Below are 17706 nucleotides of genomic sequence, written 5' to 3'. Positions count from 1 at the left end.
GCGTTTCCTTTATGCTTAGAAGCAACTCACGGCGGAAGGCGGGCGCCATCCGCGCTGTCCTCGATTAAAGCTCCGCTCTCACCAGCGCGGCGCCGTCGGCCATGGCTTTCATTTTTCCGAAGGCGACTTCCCGCGGCAGATATTTCATGCCGCAATCGGGCGCCACGATGATCTTGTCCGCATCCACATGGGGAAGGGCGCGCCGAATCCGTTTCGCAACGGTTTCGGCGGTTTCGACTTCATTCGTCGAAAGGTCGATCACGCCGAGAATAACGGTTTTGCCGCGCAGACTTTCGAGCACGGAGGTGTCGAGATTCGATTGCGCCGTTTCGATGGAAACCTGATTGACGCAGCAGCCCGAAAGCTCCGGCAAGAAGGAATATCCTTCCGGCCTTTCGTGAATGATCGCGGCGTAGCCGAAGCAGATATGAACTGCCGTCTTGCCTTTTACGCCTTCAAGCGCGGCGTTGAGCGCATCGAGACCATATTCGCGCGCCTTTTCCGGACGCGCTTGCATGTAGGGTTCGTCGATCTGCACATAATCGGCGCCGGCCTCAAAGAGATCGTTGATTTCCTCCTTGACGGCGGCGGCATAGTCGAGCGCCATGTCCGCTTCCGAGTCATAGAAATCGTTCTGCGCCTGCTGCGCCATGGTGAACGGGCCGGGTACGGTGATCTTGATCTGCCGGTCCGTATTGGCGCGCAGGAATTTGACGTCGCGCACCTGCACGGAATGGCGGCGTTTGATTTTGCCGATAACGCGCGGCACCGGGTTGGGATGGCCGCTGCGGTCTAGCGCCGTGCCGTGATTGTCCATGTCGACGCCGTCAAGCGCCGTCGCAAAGCGGTTGGAATAGCTTTCGCGGCGCATTTCGCCGTCGGTCAGGATGTCGAGGCCGGCGTTTTCCTGATCGCGAATGGCGAGGAGGGTCGCATCGTCCTGCGCCTGCTCAAGCCATTCCGGCTCTACGCGCCACAATTCATTGACGCGGACGCGCGGCGGAAAACGCCCGGCCAGTTTTTTTCTGTCGATCAGCCAGTCGGGTTGAGGATAGGATCCGACGAGCGATGTTGGCAGCAAGGTCATGGGCGTCTCCTCGAATTTTTATTTCATGTCCGGCCCGTCATAGGTGATTGCTTCTGCGGCTTTGCCCGAAAGAACGAAGCCGATGGGCCGTTCAGTTTCTTCCTGAAGGTGGCCGATAAGGCTCGCCGTGCGCGCCAGCAGCGAAATGCCTTTGAGCGCGCCAAGAGGGAAGCCCACATCGAGCATGACGGCGGGAATGGCGCCGTTCACATTGACCGGCAGCGGCCGGCCGATAACTTGCGGGATAGCGTTCTTGACGGCTTCAAGCGCGCGGATATGCGCGCCCGCCGCGTTCTCTTCCCGCGCCATCTCCAGAAGTTTCTTCGCGCGCGGATCTCCGTCCGCATGCAGAGGATGGCCGAAGCCGGGGAAAGGCGTCTTGGTTTCACGCAGGCGCCGGACGGCGCGTTCAGCCGCCGCGTCGATATCATCGCCGTCAGCGACAATCTCCGCCAGAAACTTTCCTGCAATCTCCGCGCTGCCCAGAACAACGGAGCCGCAGCCTAAAAGCCCCGCCGCGACGGCGCCCTGAAACGCTTCCGGCGCCGCCGCATAGGTCATACGCGCGGCGACGACGCTTGGCACAAGCCCGTGCTCTGCAATTGCAGCGAGAACCGCGTCGGCGAATTTTTTCTGGGTCGCCGTCGGCTCCACGCCGGTGACAAGCAGCCAGAAGTAGCTGGTGAAATCCACCTTGCCTATGATGTCGTCGCAGAGATCGCGCCCCCGGACGAAAATCTTTTCCGACGTCGAGGTGGAAATGGCGCTGTAAGGCTTATCCTGCTTTCCAATGCGCATTGTTCTGGTCCTTTCATCTGAGCCGGCGCTGAAACCCCTCAGGTGAAATCGCATGTTTGCGCCGGCCTGCCACGCGCGGTGTAGAAAGCGCGCAATTATTTCGCATTCCGAACTTGTCTTCGTTATTCGAATTTTCTATAGCAAATGTCAAGGACGACGCCGGATTTTGAAAGACGCTTCGTGTGAAGCGCGCAAGAACTTGATCCGCGGTTTATGTTGCGGCGCGGCGCCTTTTAAAGACTGAAGCTTGGGGAGCAGCTTGATGGCGAAAGTGCTCAAAGACATCACCGTGCTCGAAATGGGCACCTTCATTACAGGGCCGGCGGCCGGCATGCTGCTCGCCGATCTCGGCGCCAATGTCATCAAGATTGAACAGCCGGGAACCGGCGATCCGTTCCGCGCGTTCAAAGGCGAACTCTACAGTCCACATTTCCAGACCTATAACCGCAACAAGCGCAGCATCACGCTGAATACGAAAGACGCTGACGATCTCGCGGCGCTGGACCGGCTGGTCGCTAACGCTGATGTGTTCATCCAGAACTTTCGTCCCGGCGTAGCGGACCGCCTCAATGTCGGGTTCAGGCGCCTACAGGACATCAATCCGCGCCTTGTTTATTGTTCGATCTCCGGCTTCGGCCCGGATGGTCCGGACAAGGAGCGTCCGGCGTTCGACAGCGTCGCCCAGGCGGCGAGCGGTTTTTTACGCCTGCTCGTCAATCCGCAGCACCCCCGCGTCGTCGGGCCGGCCATCGCGGACGCCGTCACCGGGTTTTATGCGGCATTCGGAACCTTGGCCGCCCTTACTGAACGGGCAAGCACGGGCAAAGGGCGTCTCGTCGAGACGTCGATGTTTGAAGCCATGTGCCACTTCAATCTCGATGATTTCACGCATTATCTTTCCGCGGGCGAAATCATGGGGCCCTATAGCCGTCCTCATGTTTCGCAGTCCTATGTCTTCGAATGCGGCGACGGCCGCTGGCTGGCGCTTCACATGTCGTCACCGCCGAAATTCTGGGAAAATCTGGCGAAGGCGGTGGGCGAGCCCGACATGCTGCAGCGGCCGGAATTTTGCGACCGCAATGCCCGCATCGCAAATTATAACGGGGTGAACGATTTTCTGGCCCCGATTTTCAAGACAAAATCGCTCGATGAATGGTGTGCGCGTCTGTCGGAAGGCGAGGTGCCGCATTCGCCCCTGCGCAATCCGCCGGAGGTACTCGAGAGCGCTCAGGCGAAACATCTCGGGCTGGAGCTCAAAGACACCCATAAGGAGATGGGCGAGTTCCGGACCGTGCGCTCCCCCTTGTCCTTTGACGGCGAGCGCGCCCTGGAAGTGAAAGCCCCGCCGACGCTTGGCGAGCATAATGAAGAAATTCTCGGTCGCCGCTCCGCCAAAGACGCGGCGGAATAGCTGGCCGACAAGGCAATGCTTGGGGCAATGCTGGATTTCGCCTCCGGAGCAGGATAAGTCACGGCGCTTAATATTGAGGCGCCGAAAATGGCCAGGGCCAAGACCTCCGACAAGGAGCCGGAATATCTTTCAACGCTGGAACGCGGGCTCTCCGTGTTGCGGGCGTTCGATCAGAGCCGGCCGGAGATGCAGCTCAGCGAAGTCGCCGCCGTCACCAATTTAAGTCCCGCCGTCGCCCGCCGCTGTCTCAACACGCTGGTGAAGCTCGGCTATGTTGCGAAGCATGGGCGGCGGTTTCTGTTGCGCCCTGAAGTCCTGGCCTTTGGTTGGTCTTATATTTCCTCGATGAATCTGGAGACGGTTGCGCTTCCTTTCCTGCAGGCGGTGCGCGATGAAACCGGCGACAGCTCCTCCATGGCCGTCCTTTCGGCCCACGATGTTCTTTATGTGGCGCATGTCTCGACGATGCGGCCGATTCGCCTCAGCGCCAATGTGGGCACGCGGTTTCCGGCGCATGCGACCTCGCTCGGCAAGGTGATGCTGGCGTTCCAGCCCGAAGAAGTGATTAAGGATTATTTCGCTAAGGCGAGCCTGACGCGATTTACGGAACGAACCGTCACCTCGCCGAAGGATTTGCGCAACCTCTTCGCCAAGGTGCGCGAGGATGGTTACGCTTCGGCGCTCGATGAGCTCGACTATGGCATCGTCTCGGTCGCAACACCTGTCTTCGACCGCGAGCGGCGCATCGTTGCGGCGATCAACTGCTCGACGTCTACCACGCGCATTTCGCTAGAAGAGCTGATCCGTGCGCATGTGCCGGTGCTCCGGCGGGCGTCCTCTGAAATCCAGACGGCGCTCGCTAGGCATCCCTACATTTCCCGGTCTCTCAGCAGCGATTGAAGCCAATGATTTCAAACTTTTGCCGGGCGCAATGCGGCCGGCTGCTTTGGCGTGTCCCGCATCTGAAATTTCGGATATCGAACTTGACTTCGATCTACGAAGTTTTACCATGCCCTGGATGAATCGTTGACGTAAAGAGGCGGCAAACCGTCCGGCGCCAGCGATGCTTTAGGGAGGAATTAGGGATGGGCATTGCATCGAAACAGGCGCGCATGCTGCTGGCGACGACCGCCATGGCGGCGTTTTTCATGCCGGCGGCGGCTCTGGCGCAACCGGTATCCGAAGATACAGGCGATCGTGCGTCGGGCGACGAAATTGTCGTCACCGCGCGGCGGCGCGATGAATCCGTGCAGGACGTTCCTGCGCAGGTCACGGTTTTAAACTCGTCGGCGATCCAAACGCGTGGCATCGAACGGCCGGCGGATTTCATTGCGCAAGTGCCTAACGTCACCTTCGTTGAAACGCAGAACGCCGGGACGAGTTTCCTTGTCATTCGCGGCATTTCCCAGGCGCGCAACAGCGAACCCTCTGCGGCGATTGTCGTGGACGGCGTGCCTATGACTCAGCCGGCGCAGTTCAATCAGGCGCTGATCGACATTGAGCAGATCGAAGTGCTGAAAGGCCCGCAAGGCGCGCTTTACGGCCGCAACGCCATTGGCGGCGCTATCGTCATCACGACGAAGAAACCAAGCGATCAATTTGAAGGCCGGGTTATGGCCGGTTATGAATCCGGTCCCGGCTACAGGCTGCAGGGCGCGGTCAATGTGCCGCTCGCGGAGAACTTCTATATGCGCGGCGCGGTGTCGTGGCGCGATACGGAAGGTTTCCTGAATAACGTCAATACGACGGACGCGAGCGCTGAAGAAAATGTCGATCCCGTCGAGGATCTCAACGCACGCGTATCGTTCCTCTATGAGCCGACAGATAATTTCAGCGCCGATTTGCGCCTTTCCGCGGACCTCCTCGACACGCGCGCGCTTTATTATGTAATTCCGGATTTTACGGATCCGAATTTCAACAATCCGAACTTCACCGATCGGCCGATCAATCTCAACAACTCGGGCGTCAATGAACGGGATATCTATGACGCTGCGCTGAAGCTGAATTACGAAACGTCCTACGGCGCGTTTACGTCCATCACCGGCTACAACAGCGTCGAGGAGCTGTTGACCGGCGACGGCTATCCATTCGACCCGTTCGGGCCTTTCCCCATCAACCGGGTCGGGTTCAATTTCAGTCAGACACAGTTTCTGGACGTTGAGACTTTCACACAGGAATTGCGCTTCACATCGCCGTCGGAAAATCGGTTCCGCTGGATGGCGGGCGGGCAGATTTATGTGACCGACCGTTACATCTCGACAGGCAACCAGATCGACACCGGCGCCGGCGTGATCCCGGTGTTTCGCACGCCGAGCACGGACCCGGCGCACCCGCAGCTGACATTTCTTGCGGATGCACAGGATCAGTTCGCATGGGCGGTCTATCTCAACACGTCGTTCGACATTCTCGACAATCTCGAATTATCGCTGAACCTTCGCTACGACCATGACAAGCGCGAGAATACGACGCTGACGCCGCCGGCGTTTCTGCCTTGCACGCCAAGTCCCATTTGCGGGACGGGCGTTGTCCGGGAGAACACATGGGACGACTGGCAGCCCCAGGCGATCCTGCGCTACATGCCGACGGATGATCTGACGCTGTTTGCCAGCTACAGCCGCGGTTTCCGCAGCGGCGGCTTCAACCAGACCGGCGTCGGCGGTCTCGCCGATGCGAGCGGCTTCTTCAATGTCGGCGACCTTTTCGACCAGGAAACCGCCAACACCTATGAAGCCGGCTTCAAGTCGAGCTTTATGGACGGCCGCGTCAACCTCAACGCCAGCGGTTATTTCACCAAAGCGGAAGGCACATATTTCTTTGTCTTCATCGCCGCGAACTCGACGCAAAATCTCGGCAATATTGATGAGGTTGAATATAAAGGCTTCGACATCGAATTGAACGCCAATCTGACGGACAATTTCATGTTCAACGCCGGTTTCGGTTATACGGACAGCGAAATCACCGAGTTCCCGGATCCGGTCGCCATCGGCGCGGCGGCGCCGCTGGTGTCGGAATATACGGTCAATGTGGGCGCGCAGTACCGCGCGCCCCTTTGGGGCGATGTCGACGGTCTGGTGCGCGTCGACTACAACCGCCTCGGTGATACGACGTTCACCATTCCGTTCAGCGCGCCGGAACTTGCGCTCGACGCCTTCCCTGTTGAAAGGGATCCGGTGGATCTTGTGGACTTAAGGGCTGGCGTCACCACCGATCAATGGTCGCTGATGTTCTGGTCCAGAAACCTCTTCGACGAGGAATATAATACGGAATATTCCCCTGGCGGTTTCCTCTTCAAGGCGCAGCCCATGCGCTGGGGCGTCGATCTGACGGTGCGCTTCTAGCGCAGCGTGACCAAGAGGAAGGGGCGGACGAGATACGCCCGCCTCCGCTTTGAGCCGGCGCCCCGCGTGCCGGCTTGTGCGCGAATAGTGATTGAGAGGCCGTAATTGCGGCAAATAAGGAGACCGAGGTGACGAAGGTTCTGGTGCTTTATTATTCGAGCTACGGCCATATCGAGCAGATGGCGAAAGCCGTTGCGGACGGCGCGGCTTCCGTCGCCGGCGTTTCCGTCGATATAAAGCGCACGCCGGAACTGGTGCCGGAAAAAGTCGCCAAGGAATCCGGGATGAAAACCGATCAAGAAGCGCCTATCGCCGAGCCCGGAGAGCTCGGAAATTACGACGCGATCATTTTCGGAACGCCGACGCGCTTCGGCAATATGGCGGCGCAGATGCGCAATTTTCTCGACCAGACAGGCGGGCTCTGGATGTCGCGCGCCCTTGTGGGCAAGGTCGGCAGCGTCTTTACCTCCACGGCCAGCCAGCATGGCGGGCAGGAAACGACCATCACCTCGTTTCATACGACGCTCCTGCATCACGGCATGATCATCGTCGGCCTGCCTTATAGCTGGGAAGGCGCGTCGATCATGAGCGAGCTGAGCGGCGGCACGCCCTATGGCGCGACGACCATCACCGGCGCCGACGGATCGCGCATGCCGAGCGCTAATGAGCTTGAAGGCGCGAAGTTTCAGGGCAGGCATGTGGCGGAAATTGCGTCGCGCCTTGCCAAATGATGTCTGGGCGTCGTTGGGCACGGCCCATGTTTGAGGAGATGTAAATCATGGCCAAAGCGACTTTGCCGAACCGGCTGCATCACACAGCCTATGTCACAAAGGATATGGAAGCGACGCGCAAGTTCTACGAGGATGTTCTCGGATTTCCGCTGATTGCGACCTGGTGTGAAAAGGACATTCTTTTCGGCAAAGAACGCACCTACATTCACTGCTTCTTCGGCATAGCGGACGGCAGCGCGCTGGCGTTTTTCCAGTTCGCCGATCCGGAGGATCAAAAAGAATTCGGGCCGGAAATGCCGCCATCGCCATTCCACCACATTGCGCTCGATACTGACGCGGCGACACAGAAAGCCATGGAAGAACGGGTTGCGGCGGCGGGCTATAAAGAGCCCCAGACATATGTTCTTGAGCATGGCTATTGCCGCTCGGTGTATGTTGTCGATCCCAATGGCATGATCGTAGAATTCGTGCTGGATCTGCCCGAAGCGGTTGAACGCGCCGAGGAGTGGCGCGGCAAGGCGCATTCCGAATTGAAACGCTGGCTTGCCGGCGATTACACCAATAACAACGACTATCGCTGACACGTTTATTGACGGTTCATTTGCTTTTCGCACGGTGATCTGATGACCGGCGGCCCGATGCAGATCGTGGAAATTCCCGTCTCAGGCGGAGAGCTGGAAGCCGAACTCCATGGGAGTTTTTCTGACTGCGCCGGGCCAGCGATTCTGTTCCTGCATGGCTGGACGCTTGACCGGCGCGCATGGGCGCCGCAGCATGAGTTTTCGAAGCATAATCCTGTCATCGCCGTCGACCGGCGCGGTTTCGGGCGTTCGACGGCGCCCGCAGCCCTTCATCTTGAGACGGACGACATTCTTGCGATCCAGAATTTCCTTGGGCATCGCCAGAGCGTCATCGTCGGCATGTCGCAAGCGGGCCGGATCGCGCTCGACTTTGCGGCGCGGCATCCAGAACGTACGACCGCGCTGGTGTTGGAAGGGGCGGGTCTTGCAGGCTTCAAACCGCCACCGAAACTGGAAGAACGAATTCCTCTCGACCATTATGCGGCGCTCGTTAAGGTGGGCAGGATTGATGACATGCGTGCAGAGTGGCGCCGGCATCCATTGATGCAGAGCCCGAACCCGGACGCCCTGAAAATCATGGATGAAATCCTGCAGTCTTATGACGGGCGCGATCTTCTCGCGCCGCCTTCGCCTGCGTTCGGCGTTGGACCTGACGCCTTAATTGAAATCGAAGTCCCGGTTTTGTCCGTGACGGGCGATCAGGAAACGCCATGGCGGCAAATGGCGGCGGACGCCATCGCCTATGGCGCGCCAAATGCACAACGTGCGGTTATTGAGAATGCCGGGCACGTCTGCAATCTGTGCAATCCTGAAGAGTTCAACGCGGTTGTGTCGGCATTTGTGGATTCGGCAACGCCAGGAACCTGATCGCTACACGGATGATTGATAAGTGGAGCGCTTTTAACAAACGCAAGGCAGCGAATGTTTGACACAAAACGACTTGCGGAATACGATTACGTCATTCGAATTTAATTTCGATTATCGAAATCAGTAGCGTTTCCATCTATCGATAGAAGAAGAGGCCGGGCGTTTTCCTGTAAGCGCTGACGGTGAAAGAAGTCGTGGTGAATCTCAAAAGGGAGAACGTCCAATGAAGGGAAAAATCGCTATCGTCATCGGTGCGCTGTTGTTTTCGACTAGCGCCTTCGCCGATGAAGTCATGGATAAATGCGTCGCCGTCGTGGGGCCGCTGGGCTCGCCGGATCCGGAAGGACAGTGCGCCTGTTTCGTAGACGCGATGACTGCTGAACAGGCGGAGGAGTATCTCGCCGTTGAGGACTGGGAAAGCGATGCTTCGGACGAGTTGAAAGAAATCGGCGTCCAGTGTTTTCCTGAGATCAACTAGCAAGACATCGATAAAGCCGGCAATGCGAGATCATTGCCGGTTTCGTTTAAAACCAGAACCTCAAACCCGCGACAAAAGACAGCGTTGACGGATCGTCTCCGTCAGCGCGTGTGAAATCCGCCGTCTCTCCAACATCGCGACTCCAGTTGACGCCAACATAAGGCGAGAATTCCCGTTTGATGTCGTAGCGCAGGCGCGCTCCGAGTTCGACTGACGACAGTCCGCGGCCGATCGCTAGCGCATCTACGGTCTGAAACGAGATATCCGCTTCTGCTCTTGGCTGAAGGATAAGCCGCTGGGTGAGCATCAGGTCGTATTCCGCCTCCAGCCGTGCGCTTACATCTCCCTTCTCGCTGACGAAAAGCGCCCCGTCGACTTCGAACCAGTAAGGCGCCAGGCCCTGGACGCCGAGCACTGCGTAGGTTCGCGACGGGTCCGGCGTGAAATCGTGGCGCACGCCTGCCTGGAAGTCGAAATAGCGGGAGATAGCGCGCGACCACAACGCCTGTACTTCGGCTTCTTCGAATTCATCCGCTTCGAAAGAATATTCCGTTTCGGTTTTGAGCCAAAGCTTGTTGCGGTCGCCGCCCCACCAACCCTGGCCCTCGAAAAAGAGGGCGGGGTCGCCATCGCCGGACTGAACTTCGAAACGGTCGGCAAGAAAATAATAGGCCGTTATTGCGCCATGTTCCTCCTGAACCGCGGCGCGCGCTTCCGCCATCTCCTGGGGGTCGTTATAGGCGTCGGCCTGCGACCATGGCGGCGCATCCGCCTGCGCCATGGCTGCGGTCGCCGTCAGGGAAGAGGCGAGAACCGCCAGAATTTGTGGGAGCGCTTTCATCATCAATGCTCCCCATGGTCATGGGCGCCATGAGCCGGCTCACCCGATTTCATGTCATGGCCTTCATGCGCCGTTGACGGGGACGCGCCTTTATCCTTCGGCAGGACAGAAACGACCTGCATCATCCCCGCATGCATGTGAAACAAGAGGTGACAATGGAATGCCCAGTCGCCCACATGATCCGCCGTGACGTCAAAGGACAGCTTCTCGCCGGGTTTCACATTCACCGTGTGCTTGCGCGGGCGATGCTCGCCATCGTCGGTGATCAAATCGAAGAACATCCCGTGCAGATGGATCGGGTGCGTCATCATCGTGTCATTGACGAGGGTGAAACGCGCGCGCTCGCCTTCATATAAAGTGATTGGCTTTTCGATCGCGGAGAATTTGACGCCGTCAAAGCTCCACATGAAACGCTCCATATTGCCCGTCAGGTGAATCTCAATCTCCCTTCCGGGCGTGCGTGTGTCAGGATTGGGATCGAGGCTTTGAAGCTGTGTATATCGGAGCGCCCGATGTGGGACGTTTTCAAGACCGAGACCCGGTTCGTCGAGGCGGTTCGTGGGCATTGCCGCGACCATGTCGACGCCGACGCCGCGCTTGTGATGGTGCTCCTGCTTCGGCATCTCATGAGAGCCGTGATCCATGTCGCTCATGCTGCCATGATCCATGGCCATGTCCTTGTGGGTAAGGATCGGCCGGTCGCGCAACAGCGGCGCCGTCGCGCGCATGTCGGGGCGCGGCGCTAGCGTCGCCACTGCCTGGCCTGAGCGGTCGATGGATTCCGCCACGATGGCGAAGGGGCGGGCGCGTTTGGGTTCCACAATGACGTCATAGGTTTCCGCGACGCCAATCTGAAACTCGTCCGTATCGACGGGCCGGACGTGAAGCCCGTCCGCTTGCACGACGGTCATGGGCAGGCCCGGAATGCGGAAATTGAAAATCGTCATCGCGGCCGCATTGATGATGCGCAGGCGGATGCGCTCGCCGGTTTCAAACAGCGCCGTCCAGTTGTCTTCGGTGGAATGGCCGTTGATGAGATAGGTGTAGACGGCGCCCGTCACATCCGCGATGTCGGTCGCCGACATGCGCATCCGGCCCCACATGGCGCGGTCGGCGATGGTTGCGTCAAGTCCGTCTTCGCCTGCATCGCGGATGAAATCGCCGAGCGTGCGCTCCTGCATGTTGAAGACTTCGTTGTTCTTCTTCAGCTTGGCGAAAACCTTATGCGGATGCTCGAACAGCCAGTCCGAGAGGACGAGCACATATTCGCGGTCATAAGAGATCGGATCGGCGCCGGCGGGGTCGACGATGAGCGGCCCGTAAAGCCCGCTCTGTTCCTGAAGGCCCGAATGGGAGTGATACCAATAGGTTCCGTTTTGCGGAACGGCGAACTCGTAGGTGAAGGTCTCGCCCGGTTTGATGCCCGGAAAGGAAACGCCCGGCACGCCGTCCATATAAAACGGCACCAGAAGGCCGTGCCAGTGAATGGACGTATCTTCCTCTAGCGTGTTGGTCACGCGCAAGATCACGTTCTCGCCTTCGCGGAAGCGGATCAGCGGCGCAGGCAATGTCCCGTTCACAGTGACCGCATGGCCCTTGCGCCCGCCGATCAGGACATCGGCGTGACCGATGGTCAGGTCGAAGTCCGGGCCGGTGAGCGCCGCCGGGCTTTTGCGCATGTCATGATCGCCATGGCCGCTTTGCGCCCAGGCCGGAAGGAGGCCCGCCGCGCCGGCGTAAAATCCGCCCGCCGCCGCGCCATGCAGGAGATGTCGTCTAGTCAGCATGGCGGCGCTCAGTGGTGGCCGTGATGAGACGGGTCAGGCGCAGCGCCCGTGCAGTCATCATTTGTTTCGGCGACGATCCGCGCCTGTTCTTCGCTCATGGCTTTCATGCAGGCCTGATGCGCGCCGTCATCGACTTCAAGCGAACACATCATAGCGATGGACCAGCCTTCGCCGTTTTCAGGTTTCAACATGAAGTGCACCCGCTCGCCCTCATAAAAGGCGGCGAGGTCGACGATTTTCGCGACTGCAAAGTCCATGGTCATCTCGTCCCATTGCAGCGCCTCTATAGGCTTGTGGGTGAGATTGAGCTTGGCGTTCCTGACGTCGAGCGTGTTGATAACGCCTTCACCCATGGGGAGCGCGCATTTGTCCGCCATCTCCATCTTGTGACCGTCATGGTCCTGGAGGTTCATGTCGTGACCATGCTGGGCAAATGCGGATGAGACGAAGAAAGTAGCCGCGACGGCGAGCGGCGATAGGAAACGAGATGTCATGATGATCTCCACTGACTGAATGCTGAACAGGAAAAGCCGCCAAGCGCGGCTCGCGACCGGTCAGCGTTCAGTTTAGGAGACGGGTTTTCAGGGAAACGGGTGACGATCCGGGTGGCGGAAGCCATCCCAGATTCGATGACCGGATGCCGGCATATTGTCCGAGCGCCGGAAGTGCGGGCGCTTCTGTAACGAGCGCGACAAGCAACGTCTGTGCAGGCGCCTTTACCGACGCCGCAACGGAGGCTTGCGCCGCCAGATCTTGCGCCGCGTGAAACCCGCAGGGGTCGCCGCCATCTCCACAGTCATGAATGGAGGCGATCTCTGAGCCGCCCATTTGGGCGTGTCCAGAATGGGCTGCCGATTGGTGCGAAGCGTGGCCGGCGCCGTGCTGCATTGCGTCTGCATGAGCCGGCGGCGCCTCATAGGGCGCGCAGGCGCAAGCGGCCTGGGCCGCGCCAAAAAGGCTGGCGGCGGCGACAAGCACGACAATTCGGAATAGCCTGAGCATGGGAAACATCCTGTGCCTTCCAAGATAGGGTTGGCCTTGACCGGGGTCAATTGGCGGCCCGGCGGAGGCGGCAATTGATCCTTAAGGCGTAAATTTTTAGCTCATCGCGCCCGCAGTCCGTTCCCCGCTTGAAACAAGGGGCTGTTCACCGGAAGCTACGGTTAATTGCATAAGAAAAGGGAGGATCGCGATGGCTGCCGGAATGCTGGGCCGGGCCGTGGCGGCTTTTACGTTGATTTTCGTCCTCGCCGGCTGCGGGGGTGAAGCCACATCCGGAAAAGCCGAGCCGCTGATAGACGAAACGGCTCCCGAAGACGTGAACGCTCTGGCGCGAGATGTGGCGCGGGTGGAATCGCTGCGCCAGGTGAAGGACGTGCAGCGCCTTTACGCCCAGTATCAGCAATATGTGCTTTGGGACGACGCATCCGCGCTTTTCGCTGATGGCGCCGTTGTCGAATGGGGCGATGCGAAGCATGAAGGGCGAGAGGCGATCCTCGAGTGGCTGAAGCAAAGAGGGGAGGAGGTTTCGAACCTCGCCCCCGGCGCGCTCAATACGGAATTCATCGACGAACCGCTGGTCAATCTTTCTGTCGACGGGACTAGCGCCGAAGGGCGCTGGATGAGTCTCGCTTTCAAAGGCGATGGCAAGGGGCGCGCCTGGATCGAGGGCGGCCTTTATCAAAACGACTATGTGCGCGAGGACGGCGGCTGGAAGATCGCGGTCATGCGGTACTATCCCCAATATGAGGGCGACTACGCCGAGGGCTGGAAAAACGCTGGCGGCGAAGACCTCCCGATCATTCCCTATCATTTCACCATCGATGAGACAGGGGTTCCCATCCCGGAGCCGCAAGGCGCCGCGCCGGAAACGGAGGAAACGCTGGACAGCCTTAAAAAGCGCATTGCTGCTCTGAACTACGAAGACGCGGTGCGCAACCTCCAGAACGCCTATGGTTATTATGTGGACCGCAAGATGTGGGATGATGTCGTCGATCTTTTCGCCGATGAGAGTGCGGTGGAAATCGGCGGCGTCGGCGTGTTCAAGGGGCGCGACGGAGTTCGCAAGGCCATGGAGCGTATGGGAACGGCCGGGCTCGATCATGGCGAGCTAAATGAGCACCCGATTTTCGATACGATCGTCAGAGTCGCGCCGGGCGGCCTTGAAGCGGAAAGCCGCGGCATGGAGCTGGCCCTGCTGGGCGACGCGAGCGCCGGAACGGCGGGCTGGGAAATCAATGTCTTCCGCAACCGTTTCGTGAAAGAAGACGACGTCTGGAAAATAAAAGAGCTGCGGCTCTATCCTGTGATGAAAGCCGATTACGCCACAGGTTGGGTCGATAGCGGTGATTTGGGCGAAACTAGACCTTCGCTTCCGGCTTTCCTCGGCCCCAATCCGGCGACGGGGCGCCCCGTCAGCACGGATGGATTTGCCGTGGTTGCAAATGACAATCTGACCGGCGCGGTTCCGCAATCCGGCGGACGTGATGAAACGGCGCCAGCCCCGGAAGACCGTCTCGCCGATTTGCGCCGGCGGCTGCAACGTTCCGCGGCCTATGACGGCGTGGTCAACGTATCGGCCGCCTATGGCTATTATCTCGATGATTTTCAGTGGACGGCGCTTTCCTCGATTTTCGCCGAAGAAGGCAACAAGCAGTCGCCTTTCGCCGGTTATTACATGGGGCGCGACCGCATCATGGGAGCGGCGAATGCGATGTGGGGGCCGCCGCGCGAGATGCGTCCCGCCGTTTCATTCCACTGGCGCACGCAGCCGGTGATCCATGTCTCGCATGACGGACGTTCCGCAAATCTGCGCACGCGTCTGTTCCAGCCGCGCACGTCGAAAGATCCGGACGCGCCGTCCCGGTTTTACATGGGCGGGTTTCACGGCGGCATGTATCCAAACGATCAACTCGTTCTGGAAGACGGCATATGGCGTTTCTGGACCCTGACCATCGACGAACATTATTTCGCGTCGCCAAGTTGGGAAGGCGGCTGGGCGGCGGCGAAAGAGCCGGAGGCGGACAGCGAACCCTATCGCAGCCCGCTGCTCGACAAATATCCGCCGGACGTTCTCTTGACCGACCTCGGCGAGCGTCAGGCTGGCTTTCGCGGCGGCACGGGCGAGACTGTCGACTGGCCGGGCATCCTGCCCATGTGGTTTCACTACCGGAACCCGGTGAGCGGGAGGGAGCCTCCGCATTACTGGCCGGACTGCGTCCCCTGCGAGAAGCTCCCCGAGGCGCGCCTCACCGAACATGGCTATCAAATGCCGCCCACAGGGCCGGAAATAGACGGTATCGACCTCTCTGCCATGGAAAACCGCCAATAATTCCAAAAGGAAAGACAAATTTGCCTACCTCCCGGGGCAAGCCGGAGGGCGTCGTCATTGGTAAATACGGAAAGCCTCGCAACAAGTGAGGGGACAGGTCAGCAGATGATTTTGAAAAGCCGGATATTTCAGGGCGCGCGCTTGGCGCTGATGGGCCTCGCCGCTATCGCGTGTTCGCCTTCTGTCGAAGAGGCGCCGCGAGAGGCGACGCTGGAGCCCGATCCGCCCCATCAATGCGATTTCTGCGAAAGGCTGAACGAGCCGACCGAGCCGTTCCGGATCTATGGCGACACTTACTATGTGGGCACGGCCATGATTTCCTCCGTGCTCATCGCTTCCGATGACGGTCTCGTTCTCGTGAATGGCGGCATGACGCAGACCGCGCAGCAGATTGCGGACAACATCAAAACGCTGGGCTTTTCGCTTTCCGAGTTGAAACTCATCGTCAACACGCATGCGCATTTCGATCACGCCGGCGGCATCGCCGCGCTGGCGCGCGCGACTGGCGCAACGGTTGCTACAAGCACGCGCGGCGCCGAAGCGCTGGAGCAGGGAAGGCCTACGGAGGACGATCCGCAGCGCGGCCTTGAAGACAATGTCTTCCCGGTTGTGCCCGAGGTGCGCGTCGTCGCCGATGGCGGAACGGTGAGCGCTGGCGGCATTGACTTGACGGCTCATTATACGCCCGCGCACACGCCGGGAAGCGTCGCCTGGACATGGCGGTCCTGCGAGGATGGCGAATGTCTCGATGTCGTCTTCGCAGACAGTTTCTCGACGCGCTCTGCGCCGGAATTCCGGTTTACCGACGCGGAGGGCCGGATTGAAAACTTCCGCAGCGCTATTGCGACCGTCGCAGCGCTTCCCTGCGACATCCTGCTGGCGCCGTCGCCGCTCTCTTTTGGCGTCAAGGAAAAGCTCGCCGCCCGCGCCGAAAACCCGGAACCGAACCCGTTCATTGATCCGGCCGCCTGCCGGACTTATGCCGAAGCGGCGACGGCTGGGCTTGATAAACGCATCGCCGAAGAACAAGCGGCGCAATAATAACTCATAGAAAAGACAAAGCGATGAGCGTAACAGAAACAATCGAAGAGCCCGTCGGCAGCGGACCTTTTTCCTGGTATAAGCGGGCCGACCGCAAAGTCCGGCGCGTCTTCTGGACATGTTCCGTCGCCTGGACGCTCGATGCGATGGACGCGCTGGTCTATCAGTATCTCATTCCGATCATCATCATGGCGTTCGGCATCACGCTGGCGCAGGCTGCGGCGATTGCGAGCGCCAGCTATTTCGCATCGGCCATCGGCGGCTGGATGGGCGGCTGGCTCGCGGACAAGTTCGGCCGGGTGCGCATCCTGCAACTGACCATTTTGTGGTTCTCGGTTTTCTCGTTCCTTTCCGGCTTCGCGCAGACCTATGATCAGCTTCTCATTTTGCGTGTTTTGCAAGGGGTCGGATTCGGCGCCGAATGGGCGGTGGGGGCTGTTCTTTTGGGTGAAATCGTCGCCCGCAAGGACCGCGGCAAGGCGCTCGGCTCGGTGCAAAGCGGCGTCGCAGTGGGGTCGGGGCTCGCCGCGCTTCTCGCCGGCCCGTTCGTCGCGCTGTTCGAGCCCGAAATGGGCTGGCGCATTGTGTTCTGGATCGGCATCCTGCCGGCGCTCCTGATTTTCTTCGTACGCCGCGGCGACGACGATTCCGCGGTCTTTAAGGAAAGCAAGGCGCAGCGCGTCGCGGAAAAAAGATCGGTGACGCCGCTCGAAATATTCCGCTTGAAGTATCTTCGCATCACGGCGCTCGCCGCCTTGTTGGCCGTGGGCGCGCAGGGCGCGGGCTATTCTGTCTCGAGCTATCTGACGACATTTTTGCAGAATGAGCGCGGCATCTCCGCGTCCACGGCGGGCATTTTCGTTTTGCTAAACAGCGTCGGCGCTTTTTTTGGTCTCTTGGGCAACGCATATTTCAGCGACCGGTTTGGCCGCCGCGCGGCGTTCAGGATGTTCGGCGCCGGGTTTATTCTCGCCACTATATTTTATCTCTGTGCCCCGCTCGGCAGTCATGCCTATACGCTGATTCCGGCAGGCTTCATCCAGGCGTTCTGCCAGTTCGGTCTCTATGGCTCTTTCGGCCCCTATTTCACGGAGCTCTTTCCGACCGAGGTCCGTGCTTCGGGACAGGCCTTCGCCTATAATTTCGGCCGGGCGGTGAGCGGAATCTTCATTCAGGGCGTCGCCATTCTCGCGGCCACCATGGCGTTGAATGTTTCCATGACGATTATGGGCGTGATCGGGGTGATCTGTGCGCTGGTCGCGACGGTTCTGCTGCCGGAGACAGTTGGCCGCGACCTTCGCGAACTCGATGAACGCAGCGTCTCCTGACGCCTTTGCTTCCGGCAGCGTCAAGTCCTGAGGCCGTTTCGATAAAGTGCCCGCCTCCTGCGGTCCGGTATAGCTTGGCTTAGATTG

The 17706-nt window shown here is 59.5% G+C and carries 16 protein-coding genes; 10 read left to right on the top strand and 6 right to left on the bottom strand.

Features of this window, described 5'->3' with window-relative positions; translation table 11 throughout:
* Window positions 1-64 precede the first annotated feature (64 nt).
* Window positions 65-1087 (bottom strand): uroporphyrinogen decarboxylase family protein, encoded by a 1023-nt coding sequence (locus ACQY5P_RS09080; protein WP_428410429.1) that lies wholly within the window; start codon window positions 1085-1087, stop codon window positions 65-67.
* Window positions 1088-1105: 18 nt separating this feature from the next.
* Window positions 1106-1885 (bottom strand): citryl-CoA lyase, encoded by a 780-nt coding sequence (locus ACQY5P_RS09075; RefSeq protein WP_428410428.1) that lies wholly within the window; start codon window positions 1883-1885, stop codon window positions 1106-1108.
* Window positions 1886-2147: 262 nt separating this feature from the next.
* Here ACQY5P_RS09075 and ACQY5P_RS09070 point away from each other — a divergent pair, with 262 nt between their 5' ends.
* From ACQY5P_RS09070 to ACQY5P_RS09040, 7 genes are all read left to right on the top strand, one after another.
* Entirely contained in the window at window positions 2148-3296 is a 1149-nt protein-coding gene (locus tag ACQY5P_RS09070) for a CaiB/BaiF CoA transferase family protein (RefSeq protein WP_428410427.1), read from the top strand.
* 87 nt (window positions 3297-3383) lie between these two features.
* Window positions 3384-4196 (top strand): IclR family transcriptional regulator domain-containing protein, encoded by an 813-nt coding sequence (locus ACQY5P_RS09065; RefSeq protein ID WP_428410426.1) that lies wholly within the window; start codon window positions 3384-3386, stop codon window positions 4194-4196.
* A gap of 185 nt (window positions 4197-4381) precedes the next feature.
* Window positions 4382-6634, top strand: a complete 2253-nt coding sequence (locus ACQY5P_RS09060) for a TonB-dependent receptor (protein WP_428410425.1) — start codon at window positions 4382-4384, stop codon at window positions 6632-6634.
* A gap of 128 nt (window positions 6635-6762) precedes the next feature.
* Window positions 6763-7365 (top strand): NAD(P)H:quinone oxidoreductase, encoded by a 603-nt coding sequence (wrbA, locus tag ACQY5P_RS09055; protein ID WP_428410424.1) that lies wholly within the window; start codon window positions 6763-6765, stop codon window positions 7363-7365.
* A 47-nt stretch (window positions 7366-7412) separates the two neighbouring features.
* The gene (locus ACQY5P_RS09050; RefSeq protein WP_428410423.1) at window positions 7413-7946 is read left to right on the top strand and encodes a VOC family protein; all 534 of its coding nucleotides are present in this window, start codon (window positions 7413-7415) and stop codon (window positions 7944-7946) included.
* 42 nt (window positions 7947-7988) lie between these two features.
* A complete protein-coding gene (locus tag ACQY5P_RS09045; protein ID WP_428410422.1) occupies window positions 7989-8813 on the top strand; it encodes an alpha/beta fold hydrolase in 825 nt (274 codons plus the stop codon).
* A 223-nt stretch (window positions 8814-9036) separates the two neighbouring features.
* Complete coding sequence (locus ACQY5P_RS09040; RefSeq protein WP_428410421.1) at window positions 9037-9291, top strand: hypothetical protein; 255 nt, start codon at window positions 9037-9039, stop codon at window positions 9289-9291.
* Window positions 9292-9337: 46 nt separating this feature from the next.
* Here the strand turns inward: ACQY5P_RS09040 and ACQY5P_RS09035 are convergent, their stop codons facing one another.
* From ACQY5P_RS09035 to ACQY5P_RS09020, 4 genes are all read right to left on the bottom strand, one after another.
* Window positions 9338-10135 (bottom strand): copper resistance protein B, encoded by a 798-nt coding sequence (locus tag ACQY5P_RS09035; protein ID WP_428410420.1) that lies wholly within the window; start codon window positions 10133-10135, stop codon window positions 9338-9340.
* Window positions 10135-11919: a copper resistance system multicopper oxidase gene (locus ACQY5P_RS09030; RefSeq protein ID WP_428410419.1), complete on the bottom strand. Its 1785-nt coding sequence runs from the start codon at window positions 11917-11919 to the stop codon at window positions 10135-10137. Before ACQY5P_RS09030 ends, ACQY5P_RS09035 begins: the two co-directional genes overlap by 1 nt.
* An 8-nt stretch (window positions 11920-11927) precedes the next feature.
* The gene (locus tag ACQY5P_RS09025) at window positions 11928-12413 is read right to left on the bottom strand and encodes a copper-binding protein (RefSeq protein WP_428410418.1); all 486 of its coding nucleotides are present in this window, start codon (window positions 12411-12413) and stop codon (window positions 11928-11930) included.
* 67 nt (window positions 12414-12480) lie between these two features.
* The gene (locus tag ACQY5P_RS09020; protein WP_428410417.1) at window positions 12481-12921 is read right to left on the bottom strand and encodes a hypothetical protein; all 441 of its coding nucleotides are present in this window, start codon (window positions 12919-12921) and stop codon (window positions 12481-12483) included.
* A gap of 190 nt (window positions 12922-13111) precedes the next feature.
* Here ACQY5P_RS09020 and ACQY5P_RS09015 point away from each other — a divergent pair, with 190 nt between their 5' ends.
* The 3 genes from ACQY5P_RS09015 to ACQY5P_RS09005 all read left to right on the top strand — a co-directional run bounded on the left by ACQY5P_RS09015 (window position 13112) and on the right by ACQY5P_RS09005 (window position 17619).
* A complete protein-coding gene (locus tag ACQY5P_RS09015) occupies window positions 13112-15250 on the top strand; it encodes a nuclear transport factor 2 family protein (RefSeq protein WP_428410416.1) in 2139 nt (712 codons plus the stop codon).
* Window positions 15251-15355: 105 nt separating this feature from the next.
* The gene (gene bla, locus ACQY5P_RS09010; RefSeq protein WP_428410415.1) at window positions 15356-16291 is read left to right on the top strand and encodes a subclass B3 metallo-beta-lactamase; all 936 of its coding nucleotides are present in this window, start codon (window positions 15356-15358) and stop codon (window positions 16289-16291) included.
* Window positions 16292-16314: 23 nt separating this feature from the next.
* A complete protein-coding gene (locus tag ACQY5P_RS09005; protein WP_428410414.1) occupies window positions 16315-17619 on the top strand; it encodes an MFS transporter in 1305 nt (434 codons plus the stop codon).
* Window positions 17620-17706 lie beyond the last annotated feature (87 nt).

Origin of the sequence: Hyphococcus sp. (assembly GCF_965267305.1) — a bacterium.
Taxonomy (GTDB): Bacteria; Pseudomonadota; Alphaproteobacteria; order Caulobacterales; family Parvularculaceae; genus Hyphococcus.
The sequence above is the reverse complement of the archived record's forward strand: the minus strand, read 5'-3'. Positions and strand labels throughout refer to the sequence as shown.